Here is a 15,101-nt window from a genome sequence, read left to right on the forward strand (position 1 = left end):
CTTATTCATAACGCATAATTCCAAGCGCAGCCAATAGCCGTCAGACCGCCCACCTGGCCAGCGGAGCCACCTCTTGTCCCACAAAGTCGTCAGCCTCATACTTATAGTGGCCCGCTATAGCGATCATGGCTGCATTGTCTGTACAATACTCAAAACGCGGGATAAATACTCGCCACCCCTGCCGCTCACCCAGCGCCAGCAGGCTTTGCCGCAGGCCCGAATTGGCCGACACGCCCCCCGCAATCGCGACATCGCGAACGCCCGAAGCTTCAGCCGCTCGCCTGAGTTTGTTTAACAGAACAGACACAATACGGGCTTGCACCGACGCACAAATATCGTGGATATTGGCCTGCACAAACCCCGGCTGCTCCTGTTCTTTCTGTTGCATGAAGTATAGAATAGCTGTTTTCAGCCCGCTGAAACTGAAGTTTAACCCCGGGATCTGCGGTTCAGGGAAACGGTAAGCCAGGGGGTTCCCCCCTTGCGCATAACGGTCGATCAACGGTCCTCCGGGATAGGGAAGTCCAAGAATCTTGGCCGTTTTATCAAACGCCTCCCCTGCCGCATCATCAAGGGTTTGCCCCAACAGTTCCATATCAAAATAGTCCTTTACCAACACCAGTTGCGTGTGCCCGCCCGACACTGTAAGGCACAGGAAAGGAAACCGGGGCACCGGCTCTTCGATAAAATGTGCCAGGATATGCGCCTGCATGTGGTTAACATCGATTAGCGGGATATTACGCGCAAGCGCGAACGCCTTTGCAAAGGAAGTACCTACCAACAACGACCCCAGCAATCCGGGGCCCCGGGTGAAGGCTATCGCATCCACGTCATTTTTATGTACTTTTGCCTCGCGGAATGCCTGTTCTACTGCTGGAATTATGTTTTGCTGATGGGCGCGCGACGCCAGTTCCGGCACCACCCCGCCATACTTTTCATGGATGGTTTGGTTGGCGATAATATTTGAACGGATTTTTCCGTCTATACAGATGGCAGCGGATGTCTCGTCGCAGGATGATTCGATGCCGAGGATAATGGGCATAACAATAACTTGAACGCTTAACTGAAGCAAAAGTATCAAAAAAATCTTAAAAATAACGCTTTGGACACTTGCTGGGCTCCCGCTTTTGCTCAGCGGGGTTATTTATTCGCTCCGGTATAAACCGGTGCAGACCTATTTCGCCCAAAAAGCGGCAGCATATCTTTCGCGGGAGTTGCACACCACCGTTTCGGTGCAGGGACTTTATTTTAAACCGTTTTCTTCATTGGTGCTTAATGGCCTGCACATTGCCGACCGGGCAGGCGATACGCTGTTGTATACCCGCCAACTGGCAGCGGAGGTCGATCTTTGGCAGCTGCGCAGCAGCAGGGTTATTGTGAAACAGTTGGAACTGGCCGATGGTCGGTTTTTCCTGAAGCACTATCCGGATAGTACCAACCTCTCGTTCATCATCGATTACTTCAATCCTCCGACCAGCAAGCCAGCCTCCGGCGGCGGCATCACCCTCGCGGTACGTTCAATCGCCCTCTCCGACATTTCACTGGCCTACAAGCGCACCGGAATAAGCTCAAGCACGTCCAGAGGTATCGACTTCAACGACATTCGGGTAACCAAAGTCAGCGGCCGCTTCACCGATATCGATATGGACAACCATTTGTTTAAGTCGACCATTAAGCAACTTCGACTCGAAGAGCAGAGCGGCTTCCGGATCCGCGAGTTGGATGCCTTGGCAGTAGTAGACTCCCACAGCATTGAGCTGCAGAACCTGGTCTTGGAAACAAACCGAAGCCGTATCGGCAACCACCTACGGCTCGAATACGGCAGTTTTCCGGCATTCCGGAATTTCATCGACTCCGTATCCGCGCACCTGACCCTTCACCAAGCGCTTATACATTCGGAAGACATCGCGTTTTTCGCGCCGGATGCCGCATCTCTTAACGTTGAGGCCACCGTATCCGGTTTATTCTCCGGCACCGTAGCCGACTTCGTAGCCGACAGAGTAAAGCTCACCGTGAGTGATAGCACCAGCTTGGAGGGCGGGTTTTCGGTGCAGGGATTGCCAAACATCAATCAAACGGTGTTTGACGTGGAGCTAACCCAATTGGCAACCAACTGCAGGGAAATCGAATCGCTGGTATCCCGGTGGGGCCTTTGGAGCGCCCCTGATATTCCTTCGCTGTTTAACCGTATGGGCAACCTGGTATACCGAGGCAGGTTGGCTGGCCTGTACCGCGACTTTACCGCCAAAGGCACCCTGGAAACAGTCCTTGGCACGGCAGCTATTGATCTGGGCATACAAACCGGCAAAGCTGGGCACTATTCGGCGCACCTTTCTTCCGATGATTTTGATCTCGGAACCCTGTTGCAGCAATCACAGGTGGGGCGCGGTGCTTTCACCGTAAATATAGCAGGCAAAGGGTATACATTACAAGACATAGACAGTGAGATAGACGGCCATATGGGGCACGTCGACTTCAACGGTTACCGATATACCGGCATCGGGATAGCGGGCAAGGCCACAGGAATGCAATTGTCCGGCCGTGCTGCGATAGACGACCCGAATCTCCGGTTATCCCTCAACGGTGCGATAAACCTGAACTCCCAGCGGCCCGAATACGCATTTACCGCCGAGGTGGCACATGCACAGCTCAACGAGCTCCGTCTTCTTAAAAAAGAATCGCCGGTGGCTGTAACGCATGCCGCCATATCCACTGACTTCAACGGCCGTACGCTGAATAGCATAGAGGGGACCATTGCCGTGCGTGACATCCGTTTTCGGACTGATTCCAGCACCTATTCCATTGATTCGCTGGTGCTCGCGGCCCACGGTGATGAAATGCTCCGTACACTTCAGCTCCGGTCTGACCTTGCTGAGGCAACCCTAAGGGGAACGTTCGATCTCAACAGCATAGGCAATTATTTCAAATCCATTGCCATGCGATATGCGCCATCCATGGAGTTCGATGTAAGGCCTCCCGGCACGCAGGCTTTTGACATTAATCTAACACTCAGAAAGTTTGAGCCCATCGCCGCACTTATCGCACCGAAACTCATCTTACCGAGCGGCGCATCGTTGAACGCCCGGTTTTCAACGGCAGATAGTGCGGCTATTGTCAATTTTCTCGTGCCCGAATTATCCTACGGTAATATCAGTGTGACGCGTCTCATAGTAGACGAATCCACGATGGGCGATGCCTTGCGGCTGATGGTTACCGCCGATCGCGTGAGCGCGGCCGACAGCTTATATATCAATAATTTCAATTTATCCAATGTGATGGCTCGCGACAGTCTGCATTTTAACCTGAAACTATCTGATGTTACGGCTGGCAATCAACTGGATTTAAACGGTTTGGCTCGGTTCCATAAAACCGAACCGATAGCCATTAACCTGCTTCCCTCTTCGCTGATATTGAACCACGAACCCTGGCAGTTCGGCGGCAACGCCGCCGGTTTTATCAACGATGGAAAATTCACTGCATATGATTTTCAGATCGCCAATAACGAGCAGGTTATGCAGTTATCAGGAACATTTTCAACCGATGCGACGGATAACGTATCCCTCACTTTCAAGAACTTCAAGCTCAGTACCTTCAACTCCATCACACAGCCCGCAGGCGTTGAAATCGGCGGTGTACTCAACGGCCGTATGGACGTATCTTCCGTTTTGAAAAATCCGTATGCACTGGCCGATATCATCGCGCGGGATGTCCGGTTTAACCAACATGAAATCGGCGACGTCCTACTTCGGGCCGACTTTGACCGTGTCAGCGAATTGGTCAATGTTCGGCTGGAAGCCGCCCGCGATGGCACCAGGAGCATGACAGCTGCGGGAACATACAACGCGGCAGCTCAGACCGACAAACTCAATGTTAAAGCGCAGCTCAACCAGATGGCGCTGCGCATGTTCCAGCCGTTTTTAGGCCACTTGGTTTCGGATATTCATGGAGCAGTATCAGCCGACCTACAGGTGAGCGGTTCGTTACTGGCTCCGCAGATTAACGGCACCTGCTACCTGCACGATGCAGCTTTTACCGTCAATTACCTTAAAACCCCCTACCGGATTAACGATAAAGTAACCGTGGATAACAGTACCATCCTATTGATGGATCTGACCATTGTGGACCCACGGAACAATACGGCCATCGTTAACGGCAAAGTGGACATGCGTAACCCGCTGGTGCCGGATATTGATGTGATTATCGATGCCAACAACTTTTTGGCGCTCAACACCACGTTCAGGGATAATCCCTTGTATTACGGGACCGCATATGGCACGGGCAAATTTGCATTCAACGGACCTACCAACGCCATTGCGATTGATATTCAGGCCCGAACGGATGAAAACACACGTTTCCATATTCCGCTCAATGCCGCTGGGACGGTAAGCGAAAATGACTTTATCCGGTTTGTGAGTCATGATACACTGGGTACGCCGCGGTCCCAATCACGCCTGTTCAGGGGAGTAAGCATGAACATGGATCTTCAAGTGACACCAGAAGCCGAAACCAGCTTATACACCGACCTGGGAGAGTTATCGGGCCGGGGGGAAGGCTTATTGTCTTTACGCGTATCCAGTTTCGGCGATTTCGAAATGTTTGGCGATTACACCATCAACGGCGGTCAATTCACTTTCAGGGCGCAGGATTTCATCAATAAGATATTCGACATCAACAGCGGGGGCACTATCCGGTGGACAGGCCAGCCTACTGAAGCCACCATTAACCTTACCGCCGTATACGGGCAGCGTACCAGCCTTGCCCCGCTTTACAATGCGGCAGGCCGGGAAGTTACAGAACAACGGGTGCTGGCCCAGGCGGAAATGAACCTCAACGGCAGCCTGTTACGACCCGACATTACTTTCGCACTGAATTTTCCCAACGACCCATATGTGAAAGATGAATTGCAAAGCTACCTCAGCGATGTCAATAACATAAACCAGCAAGCACTCAGCCTCATCGTACGCCGAAGCTTCGCCCCGGGCGCTGCGGCAGATTTTAGCAGGGAGCTAAACAACACCTTGCTGAGTGCCGGTACGGAATTGGCATTCAACCAACTTAACAATCTCATCACCCAATCCCTTAACCTCAATTTCATTGACCTGAATATCCGTTCGCTCAATGACGCCAGCGCATCGGTGAGGCTATTCAATGATCGGCTGATTTTTACAGGTGGAGTTACCGACCGGCGAAACCTCAATGACCTAAACGTTTTTGGCAACCGCATAGTCACCGATGCCGAACTGCTCTATCTAATCCGCAAGGATGGCCGCCTGGTCTTGCGCGGTTCCAACCGCTTGAACAGCCGCAATTTCTTGCCCCTTACGATTAACGACAACTACGTGAGCGCCCTGGGCCTGGTATACCGGCAGGAGTTTTATACGTTCCAGGAATACCTGCGGCGTATGCTTACCTTAAAGCGGAAACAAGAAGATGAAAAAGAATAGCTGCGGAATACTGCCAAGGTGAATCAGTCAACCTGATAAACAAGCTTCATCGTAATGGTAGCCGTTTTCTTTTTTGATGAAGTATTGAAAGAACCGCCCCAGGAATACTCTTCCGAAGAATTTTGGGCGATAATCTGAAAGACACCCATATCGGCCTTTTTCAGGTCGCCCAACCGTGCACCCGCGTTTTGAGCAATCTGCTCCGCACGCAGTTTAGCGTCCTGAGTTGCTTCAGCAATCATTTTCAGTTTCAGTTCAGCCAGTTTGGTATAATAATACTGGGGCGGATTTGAATACAGTTCCACACCGGAATTGATGAGCTCGGTCACCTCGCGGGAAATCCCCTCGATTTTTTCCACCTCTTTGCTTTCGACCTGCACGTTTTGCGTTAGGGTATAACCCGTGAACACCTGTGAGCGGATATTGTATTGCTGGTCATACCTGTTTTCGAAATCTTTGGCGATATTGACCGAAGAGAAAACAATTTCATTTTCTTTGATCCCCTTGGAAACCAGGTAGCTTCTCAACGCATTCCGGTCTCGCTCCAACGATGCATAGGCCGACTTCAAATCGTTGCTCTTCTTTGAAAACGAACTGTTCCACACAATTAAATCGGAGACGAAATCGGTGCTTCCCAGCCCGGTCACGCTGATGGTGTCTTCATTGGCATGGCGGTTTTTGAATGCGCTGACCAAGAGCACGGTTGAAATAATAAACGCAACGCTGATGATAGCGGCAGTGATATAGCTTTTCATATAAATAATCTATCAAAAATAAGTAATCACAACGACTATTCAAAGGCAAGGCTCGAGATGACGCCGGTTACTTCCCAAATGTCAGCCAGTCAACTATGGTAAACCTTGGTGATGCACATGTACTTTTTGGCCGTCATCCCGCCTTCGAAGCCCTCACGGCTTAAGTACTTTCCCTCCTTACATTCCCCAATCCTCTTTATTCGACATCCAAGTAACCTCATTGGGCTGTTTTACCGCCAAATGCGCCGCATACTGCATCACCGCGAGCTGTTCCACAGTCACTTCCGGGGGGCGATAACTGTTGCCGAGAACACTGATGCCCGTGAGTTTTTGAAACCAAGTCGCCGCTGCGATATATCTTCCCGTCTGTGGAGCGAGATGGAAGCCGTCCGAGGTAAAGGCGTCCCCCATAAAAGTTGTTCGGGCATTTTGTATTGCCGTTCCGGATGGTACAATCACATCGATGTCGACGAGTGATGCAGCCTTATTTACCGCATCTGCAACAGCGCGATACATAATCTGTTGGTCATGGTTGTATAATGCGAAGCCCGGGTGCTTACACCCTTCTTCATAAGCCCAAGTCTGGTGCAAAGCATAGATCGGCCGGGCCTTAGTCAGGTGTTGTCGCACATGCTCGACCAGTGCCGGGAGATGCGCCTCGAACGTTTCAAACTCCCCTGCAAGGTGACTTACTTGCTGAAAACTGATCAGATCCCAGTCTTCCGTATTCAACACGTCACCCAATGCAATGCGATGGGCGACTTTTTTTGCTCCATCGGGTTCTATCTTTGTATAAATATACTTGGTGCTATCCGTTGTCGCGTATCTTACATGAAAGTCCAGCCCGGCACCTGGTGCCGCGAAATTGGCGATCTGCATCTGCACGCCAGCAGCCCTGGCGATTCCGTGCAGATGCGTCTCCAAGGCATCGGCAGAAAAGCTGTTGCCAATGGCTAATACCCTCAGAATACTGTCTGACGAAGGACCGGCTGTCCCGGACGCTTTAAGCGAAATGCAGGCATTGAATAGCAATGCTCCAAATAGTGCAAAAAGCACGCAGAAAATTGCTTGTAGCTTCATGATACTCGTTCGTTTCAAAAGAATGAAAAGAATATTCAACAAGTGTCATGGACTATCCTGCGGGAGTTTGCACAGAAAACAAATGACGGTTATCAAAACTTACTTCCCGATGCAAAAAGTGTTAATAATTGATTTTCAGTGTTTTTAATTTACAAAAGTACAAGTAACGGACAAACCAACACCCTCATTTATTGCAATTCCCAGTATCCGGACCTATTGCTACCTACTCGTTTAAGGATATTTTTATCTCGTAGGCGCTTTATATGCTTGTCTATGGCCGTCGTACTTATCCCAATACTTTCGGACATTTCCTTTTTAGATATTTTTGGATTGGCTTTAACCAATTCCACAATTTTACGCTGACTTTCTACCAACCCATCTACCAACCCATCTACCAACCCATCTACCAACCCACTTTGAGGAATCACTTCCTCTGAAGCCGGAAATGTCATCCGTGTAAAGTTATCCATAAAACGAAAGCACTCCTTTCCATAGCTTTCCAAGATCCTAGGTATTCCTGACCCCAATTGCTCTACCAGTTCCAGATCTCGATACACACGCATCAACTCCCGATTCCGAGGAATTGAAACTCCCTCAAAGAACTCTTCTTCGCTTAATCCCTCTGGCAAAATACCTGCGGAAGTAATTTCAATTCTATCTGCAAATATCTCAAACTTAGGAGGTACTTCTCGTGTAAAGTCATTATGAACAATCGAATTGATTATCGCTTCACGAAGGGCTACTGGATTCCACAGCCTCTGATCTATGCGCTCCTTGGATGTAATCTGAGTTGCTGTCCGGTTTTCCAATTCGATTTTATCCAATACGCTTTTCGTGGCTTTGATAAGCGAGCAACAGCCGTATTCATTGTTTTCAATGAGGTCCACCCGATTCGTACCGCGATACTTTGCCACCTTGATGGAAACACCGTTTTCATCAGCCAATAGATAAGCTGCATAGTTGAGCGCACCATCTTCGGTAAGCAACTCCAAACTTTTCTTGAACTGGCCATTGAGCGGCTTCCGTTTTTCCTCGTAATAAATACGAAGCTGCTCAAAAGTCAAATCCTGTCGGTTCGACCGGATTTTGCCGATAGAATTCCGGGTACGGGTAGCGAATAGTTTATCAATTATCCCCTGCGGCATTGGCTCCGCAGCTGTGCCTACGCGGATAAAACAACCTTTGTCGGTCATCCCGTATTTTTTCTTGAAGTACGGCTTTTCGCTGCCACTGGCTACGGTGATTTTTACAATCTCCTTGCCCTTGCGCTCCTCCACCACTACGTCAAACAAGCCCATGGCCGATGGCGATATATTGTTTTTGATACGGTCTTTGATTTTGAGCGCATCACCCTCTGCGTCCGATACGCCCACGACATTGCCGGTCTTGTCAATGCCGATATAAATCACACCGCCCTCATGGTAGTTCAAAAAGGCTATAACCTCCTTTTCAATATCCACATCGATATTGAGCTCTCTTTTGTATTCTATGCGGTTGGTTTCGGGCATCGATGGTCATCTTTTAAAAACAAAAACTTCTCCATTTTGGCCTGTGCGTTGGCTATTATCTTTCATTCCAAATTTCTTCAATCGTTTTTGTTTTTAGTCCTTCCTTTATTTTTTCTATTGCTTTTTGTGAATACCTGTCAAATGGAACGTTACCTACTTTTAGATGCTTGAAACATTCAGGGTCATCTTTGATTCCAAAGTGTTTCACGGCTGCTGTCGTCTTTGGGCCAGTAAGTCCTAATTTCTTTGCTAATTGGTCTCTTCCAAGATTATAAAAGTCCAATTCATTCACTCGTTTAATAGCAACCACACCTGCTCCCGGTGTTCCTTCGGGAACAACTGTCACGGGAACGCCTTCTGATTTAGTAATTCTCAAGTCCAATGAAGGGCCATAACCGTTTTGAGTAAATGACAAGGTTGAAACGCTTGGAAAAAGCTGTCCCCAATTGGTAGCTTTTGAAAGTCGCTTGGCTAATGCTTTTAGTTCTGTGTCCGATGGCTGTGATTCATTTCCTTGAATAGCATTTTCCATTATCGCTAATGCTCTTAACTTTTCTGTGGCTTCCAGTTTCTTTCTGCTCTTTGGTGCAAGTAGCTTTTTTATTTCCTGAACTTCTGTGCTGAAAAAAGCTTGAATGTCCATAGGTGGAGTGGTGGAAAGAGGCAAAACCCTTACAGGCAATTGAGTCTTTAAGTCAATATTGAATACTTTTTTGGCTATATCTCTGAAAAGTGTCAAACCCGCTTGGGCTTGGAAATACAGATACTGCTCCGACATTTCAAGTGTGTAATGTTGTGCTGCATCTCTCAATCCGTTAATGGTCTGCAATGTCAAAACATCCGTGTCAGATAAAAACTTGATTGTATTGTCGCTAAATCCCTTCCGCACACAAGCACCAAAGCCAATAGTTTCTTTAGCACCTTTTTCTTTGATTTTACCGCCCTTGTGAATGATGCTTGCTTTGAGCAACATTTCAAATGAATGGTTCATAAAAATCAAAACACCGTGTATTCGTCCGCAATCGTTCGGACGATTGAAAAGCTCAATACTCAATGTAAGTGAGTCAATGGCTTTTTGATACAGGTGTTTTGCTTCCTTTCTCATTTGATATGCACTTCAATAATCTTGCTTGTGTCAATTCCTAAAATGTCAACCACTTTCACCATTACTTTGTATTTGCCCGCTTTCTTGTATTCGTAAGCAATGCTTGTAAATTCAAGCGTTGGATTTTTCTTGGTGCGGAAACTCTGCCATTCGTTTTCAAAAAGGTAGTTACCCGTCCATCGTTCTTCGGTTTCGCCCGATTCGTTTTTGATTTTGATGATTTCCTTTTTGTCTTCGTAGTTGAAGTCGATTGCCCAGTAATCTATCCAGTCGTGCCAGTCTTTCGTGAGAATGGTTTTGGTGATGATTCCGTTTTTATCTTTTTCTACTTTGATAATCTGCCCATCTTCAATCACTACTTTGCTTCCTGCTCGCATGGATTGCTGTAATTCTTCAATATCGTCTTGGGTGTAGTGGGTAACAAAGTCGGTCAGTTCGATGGTGATAGATTTGCCATTGATTTTTTCTTTGGTGTTTAAATAGGCAACATCAAAGAATTTTACTTGTCCTTTCTCAACCGCTCGTTTGTCAAATACATCTTTGGGTATGTATTTCAATGTAATGGAAACACCTTTTTCTTTGAGTTCCTGAATGAACTGGGGGGTTAAGCCCATTTCAAACTCAAAGCCCAACACATCAACCTGCGTATAAAGATTTTTGCGGCACTCTTCAAAAATCTCAACCAATCGGCTTTGAGTAACCGGAACGTCTAAAGAGACGCACCGGCGCCGGACCCATACTTTTCAATCCCGGCGACAGCTGCCTTCTTCACCAAATGATGCTGCGTAAACCCCAAATAGTCGTTCGATACTAGACTCACGAACGAACGATGCGTATTGCCAGGTAAATTCAATTCAATCTCCGGGCCGCAACCCGATTGGTTCTCCTGCCGGTAATTGAATTTTCCTACCCGATTCCGGTCTTCTACATACGCTGCCCACAACTTCGCCCAGCCATATGCATCCATACCGGGGATGTTCTCAAAATCCTTGAAACTTGCTTTTTCAAAATCAATCGTTTTCATTGGCTTCATTTTTTGTTATCGAAAAAATAATAAAGCCAAGTTCAACATGGATTTTACCCTGGGTGGGGAATTAAGGGGCATTTTTAAAAAAATTTTCAAGGTGTTTCATTGTTTAGCGGGTTATGCGGCTGATAGTTCGCTCCGGACCGCAGCACGAGCGTGTTGGGCTTGAAATTCCGGGATAACCGATGGTATTCAAAAGCCACGTACAGGAAGACCGATTTCCCTACAACAGCCGTCCATTATCTTATTATACGTTCTAAATTTATTATCCGCGGTTGCAGCAATAAAAACTATTCCTTCTACCGTAGGGCCTCCATAATTCTCCGCATCCGTATGAATTCCCTTAGCTATCAGTTCTGTCAGCCCTATGACGGTTGCTTCCAAACTACTACTTCTGTATTTATTATAGAGAGGGTTATGTTCTCACAATAAAACATTTCCTATTTTTCATTTTCTAGTAATGTCCCGTTTATCATTAATTTTGCCAAGTACCAGTTTTTTCCTTCATACTCCTGCGGATTTCGCATTGAATTACCCAGCTCGGAAAGAATAGCCCTTTTATCCAATTTCTTGTCCAATACCCTAAGCACAACCGTGTGCCTCTTATGTTCCAATCCCGTAATTAACTTATAACTTATTCGCCTGTATGTCGTGTATTTGTCGAAACGTGGAATGGTATCTGTGGGCACGCCATCTATTTCTAACAGAAGCACTCCTGAGTCGGGAGTCTTTAAATCATAAAAGCCAAATGCATCACCAACAAACCTAAATACTACTGAATCTCCGGGTACAGCATTCCCTATGGTACGGAAATACTTGGCGAAACCGTTAAAGTGCGTGTTGCTTGAAGCATCAATATTATCCCATTTTTCCGTACCTTCACATTCATCCCATTTCACCATTCTTGTATTCCCATAATACCTTTCATCTAAGGGAGTTCCAACACCATGAATCATCTCTCCATCAGAACTTGCGTCGATAATCTTTGAAAATGATTTTTTGAAGACGCTTTCATATATCCGGTGTCCTGTTTCGGGATAGGGATGCACTCCGTCCGGACTAAACACTGAAACATGGTCATTACCGGTAATTCTCCCTTTAAATTGAAGCACTCCGTCGTCAATTTGCCTTATGACCTCGGGGCCAAAATTCATGGAAGGAATTCCGTAGTGGGCCGCCACTTTTTCCATGGTTTCTACAGATTGTGGCAGACTGCCGACATGATATTCTTTCAGGAAATCCATAGCGATTGTATATACAAAACAAATATCCGTGGTTGCATCAGTCTCCCATATTTGCCGGACGATACCTTCCATAGCTTTTATTATTGTTGCTGGTTCCGTTCCGCCATCATTTACCGCGAATTCTACAAACACCAGGTCAGGATCAAACCGAAGGGCATGCTCTTTCAGCCGAAATACACCGAAGTCCGATCCGCAACCACCTATTGCGGCATCTATTTCAACGATTTCAGATTGAGGATATTTGGCCTTAAGCCATTCCTGCGAATAGATCCTCCAACCCTTCTGGGCTGTAATGCTCCCACCAAAATACGCCACGCGAACGGTGTCTTTGTTTTGCAACGACAAACGAATATTGGGCAACCCATCCCTGATTAAGAAGTCGTCATTGCTGGTGATTGCTTCCACTTGGGTAAAAGCCAAAACAATAAAACTTATCATAAACCATTTAGTACATGGCTTTATACGGGGAAAATCAATGATCACTTTGCTAATAATTTATTAAGGAAAATTGTTACTACTGGATTTTTAAATTTATCGCCCGGTTCTACTTCGCATACCCTGAAATACCCATTGCCATAACCTAATTCTGTCTTGCACACATTCGGCATCCGCCAAAGCCCTTTGCATAGTCCGGAAAGGTGCAGACACGTTCCCTGCATTCTTATCGTCTCCCGATAAGGATACAAGCCCTCCTTGTTTGCAAGCGCGCGGTTCAACGGCAAGAGCTAACTTTCTTTAAAAATATCAAAGCCAAAGAGAATCCTTTTCATTGATACAGTTCCTGTTTAATAGCTTTGATACATTGTCCATACAATTTGTTTACCCTATCCATGACTGAAGCCACTGCGGCTTTTGCAGCTGGATAGTCGTTCCAGACCTTCCTTGCTTCGCTAACTAGTTGCCAGGCGTCAGTTCCATCCATTTCAAACACCCAATCATCCATGCCCAGATCATAATACATTTGGCCCTTTATGGTATCCTCGGGCTGGCGGAGGTAAAACGATGGCGTGCCTGCATGGAGCGCGATGATCGGCGAGTGGCACTCAAAACTGAAAACAGCCTTGGCACGAGAATAAATGGAAGCCGCTTCGTCCGGCAACCAATAGCCGCGCTTCAATACATTTGGCTTCACATCTTCCGGCAGCGGATCAATCAACAATTCATCCATGATATCCACCTGGTAGGTCATTTCTGGGCAAACAAGCACTTTTCCGCCGCTATCCCGCACCCAGGCAATCATAACCTCCCTGAGCTTGGAATGGTCTACCTCTTTCCATTTATCGTTGTGTGCTTCCACATCAGCAATCTTCTCCTCGCTCCATCCCCCATTATTTGGTCTGATTTTATAATAAGGAGTGTATCGCAAACGGGGGATCACGCAGATGAATTCGTGCCCTTCCAAACCGGCGTCATGCAAAAAACGCTGGGCCCTCTCTCCATTCGTTAGATTGAAATAAAACGTGGCATCGGGCCCGAACATCACCCTTTTTGCAGCAATGCGGTTTTCTTCGATGACTTTCAACGAGCGTGTCTCACGGGTGAAGATGAACTTCGCCATGTCCAGTATGGATTTGAGATCCGGGTCGATATGCGCAATGGTGTCACCGAAAATCCCGAAAGGCTTATCGGTATGGTTCAGCCAGGCACGGAGGTTGTCTTTGCCTACCACAGAGGGCCCTGAACCGTGGATCAGGATATCTGCCGCATCCATGGCTTCAATCACCTCCTGGCTATTTACATCCCCTTCCTTGCTCACATGCCCGTAGATAATTTTCACGTCTGGAAAATTCGTTTCCAGCAACACCTTTACCGCTTCGCTATGGCTTTTTTTCCATAAGATGATTTTCGCATCAGGCAAGAACACCTGAAGCACGTTCAGTAGACCGGGCGTGTGGGCGATATCTCCGATATTCACGTCCTGCCAGCCGGAAACGACTAGGATCGTCTTGACCTTGCCGTCGGCTCCCCGTGTACAAGTGGTCAGTGCTGAAGAAATCACCGCGCCGATACCTGCCGTGGCCGCGGTCCTCAGCCACCCCCTTCGATTATACGCTTTCATGCCTAGACTATCAGTTGACTTCATCGTACACGCGCACATAGTCCACCACGAAATAATCCGGTAAGTTCGCTTTTCTGAGTATGCTTGCCGGTGCCCCATTTCGATACCCGTTGGCCTCCGCAGAGATCAGGATAAACTGTTCCCTGTGGGATACGGGGCCGGGAACCCGCCAGGTCTCTTTCCCATCCATGTAAAAGACGTAGCCACTGGGGCTCCAGTCCACACCGTATGTGTGGAATTCCCCGTCGTTGGCATCGAGATCCAGGTTCCCCGAACCGATGTGTTGGTGGTCTTTTCCATATCCATTCCAATGCAGGTTTTGGCTTATCCCGCCTTTCCGTTGGAAATTCTCCATGATATCGATCTCCACACCGGCCTCCAATGGATCCAAGGAAGAACCGATGATGGGAGACTGCAACCAGAATGCAGCCCACCAGCCTTCCTGGGTCGGAAGTTTACAACGTATTTCATAGTACCCGTACCGATGGACAAACTTTGGCGTTTCCAACTGGGCGATGGGCCAAGTGAGCTTGGATTTACCGTACTGGTCTCCCGGCCTATCCATGTAATTGCTTCCGGTTTGGAGCTGTGACGTGAAATAATGCCCGTCCTTTTCGTACAATTTCAACAGTAGGCGTCCCTCGCCATCCAGTTCGTAGGCATCGTCCGTCCAAGTGCTATGCCTGGTCTGCATGATGTGCAGGCGGAATCCCCATTTCGTGGTATCCAACTCGTTGCCATCGAACTCATCGTGCCATACCAACTTCCATTTCTTGCCTTTGGGGAGGTCGCTTTCAATTCCCGGTTGGCCTGTCTGTGCGTAACCATTGTATAATAACGTGGTTAGCGTAACCACGATACTTGCCTTCTTCATTATCC

At 47.6% G+C, this 15,101-nt stretch carries 11 protein-coding genes; 1 reads left to right on the forward strand and 10 read right to left on the reverse strand.

The features are described 5' to 3' along the window. Positions 1–40 precede the first annotated feature (40 nt). Positions 41–1,042: a tRNA (adenosine(37)-N6)-threonylcarbamoyltransferase complex transferase subunit TsaD gene (tsaD, locus tag BM030_RS07920; RefSeq protein ID WP_090972974.1), complete on the reverse strand. Its 1,002-nt coding sequence runs from the start codon at positions 1,040–1,042 to the stop codon at positions 41–43. 124 nt (positions 1,043–1,166) lie between these two features. Here tsaD and BM030_RS07925 point away from each other — a divergent pair, with 124 nt between their 5' ends. Further along, positions 1,167–5,444: a translocation/assembly module TamB domain-containing protein gene (locus tag BM030_RS07925; RefSeq protein ID WP_139215840.1), complete on the forward strand. Its 4,278-nt coding sequence runs from the start codon at positions 1,167–1,169 to the stop codon at positions 5,442–5,444. 23 nt (positions 5,445–5,467) lie between these two features. Here BM030_RS07925 and BM030_RS07930 read toward each other — a convergent pair whose 3' ends face one another. The 9 genes from BM030_RS07930 to BM030_RS07975 form a co-directional block, all read right to left on the reverse strand. Further along, complete coding sequence (locus BM030_RS07930) at positions 5,468–6,199, reverse strand: SIMPL domain-containing protein (RefSeq protein WP_090972978.1); 732 nt, start codon at positions 6,197–6,199, stop codon at positions 5,468–5,470. 177 nt (positions 6,200–6,376) lie between these two features. Continuing rightward, positions 6,377–7,279 carry a DUF4886 domain-containing protein gene (locus BM030_RS07935; RefSeq protein ID WP_090972980.1) on the reverse strand — a complete coding sequence of 301 codons (903 nt, stop codon included), beginning with the start codon at positions 7,277–7,279 and terminating at the stop codon, positions 6,377–6,379. A 188-nt stretch (positions 7,280–7,467) separates the two neighbouring features. Then, a complete protein-coding gene (locus BM030_RS07940) occupies positions 7,468–8,787 on the reverse strand; it encodes an RNA-binding domain-containing protein (protein WP_090972982.1) in 1,320 nt (439 codons plus the stop codon). Between the two features lie 55 nt (positions 8,788–8,842). Beyond that, a complete protein-coding gene (locus tag BM030_RS07945) occupies positions 8,843–9,892 on the reverse strand; it encodes a DUF3644 domain-containing protein (protein ID WP_090972984.1) in 1,050 nt (349 codons plus the stop codon). Beyond that, positions 9,889–10,578: a hypothetical protein gene (locus BM030_RS07950; protein WP_211657551.1), complete on the reverse strand. Its 690-nt coding sequence runs from the start codon at positions 10,576–10,578 to the stop codon at positions 9,889–9,891. The genes BM030_RS07945 and BM030_RS07950 overlap by 4 nt, the downstream gene beginning before the upstream one ends. 23 nt (positions 10,579–10,601) lie before the next feature. Further along, positions 10,602–10,916 (reverse strand): hypothetical protein, encoded by a 315-nt coding sequence (locus BM030_RS07955; RefSeq protein WP_090972986.1) that lies wholly within the window; start codon positions 10,914–10,916, stop codon positions 10,602–10,604. 443 nt (positions 10,917–11,359) lie between these two features. After that, entirely contained in the window at positions 11,360–12,601 is a 1,242-nt protein-coding gene (locus BM030_RS07965; protein WP_090972990.1) for an SGNH/GDSL hydrolase family protein, read from the reverse strand. Between the two features lie 328 nt (positions 12,602–12,929). Continuing rightward, on the reverse strand, positions 12,930–14,222 hold the full coding sequence (locus BM030_RS07970) for a polysaccharide pyruvyl transferase family protein (protein WP_090972992.1): 1,293 nt from the start codon (positions 14,220–14,222) through the stop codon (positions 12,930–12,932). Positions 14,223–14,232: 10 nt separating this feature from the next. Then, on the reverse strand, positions 14,233–15,096 hold the full coding sequence (locus tag BM030_RS07975) for a glycoside hydrolase family 16 protein (RefSeq protein ID WP_170845659.1): 864 nt from the start codon (positions 15,094–15,096) through the stop codon (positions 14,233–14,235). Positions 15,097–15,101: the final 5 nt, after the last annotated feature.

Source organism: Parapedobacter composti, from assembly GCF_900112315.1.
GTDB lineage: Bacteria > Bacteroidota > Bacteroidia > Sphingobacteriales > Sphingobacteriaceae > Parapedobacter > Parapedobacter composti.

Bases quoted from the DNA above. Each gene is read 5' to 3' on its own strand.
- tsaD (WP_090972974.1), bottom strand. From the start codon at position 1,042: ATGCCCATTATCCTCGGCATCGAATCATCCTGCGACGAGACATCCGCT.
- BM030_RS07930 (WP_090972978.1), bottom strand. From the start codon at position 6,199: ATGAAAAGCTATATCACTGCCGCTATCATCAGCGTTGCGTTTATTATT.
- BM030_RS07935 (WP_090972980.1), bottom strand. From the start codon at position 7,279: ATGAAGCTACAAGCAATTTTCTGCGTGCTTTTTGCACTATTTGGAGCA.
- BM030_RS07940 (WP_090972982.1), bottom strand. From the start codon at position 8,787: ATGCCCGAAACCAACCGCATAGAATACAAAAGAGAGCTCAATATCGAT.
- BM030_RS07945 (WP_090972984.1), bottom strand. From the start codon at position 9,892: ATGAGAAAGGAAGCAAAACACCTGTATCAAAAAGCCATTGACTCACTT.
- BM030_RS07955 (WP_090972986.1), bottom strand. From the start codon at position 10,916: ATGAAAACGATTGATTTTGAAAAAGCAAGTTTCAAGGATTTTGAGAAC.
- BM030_RS07965 (WP_090972990.1), bottom strand. From the start codon at position 12,601: ATGATAAGTTTTATTGTTTTGGCTTTTACCCAAGTGGAAGCAATCACC.
- BM030_RS07970 (WP_090972992.1), bottom strand. From the start codon at position 14,222: ATGAAAGCGTATAATCGAAGGGGGTGGCTGAGGACCGCGGCCACGGCA.
- BM030_RS07975 (WP_170845659.1), bottom strand. From the start codon at position 15,096: ATGAAGAAGGCAAGTATCGTGGTTACGCTAACCACGTTATTATACAAT.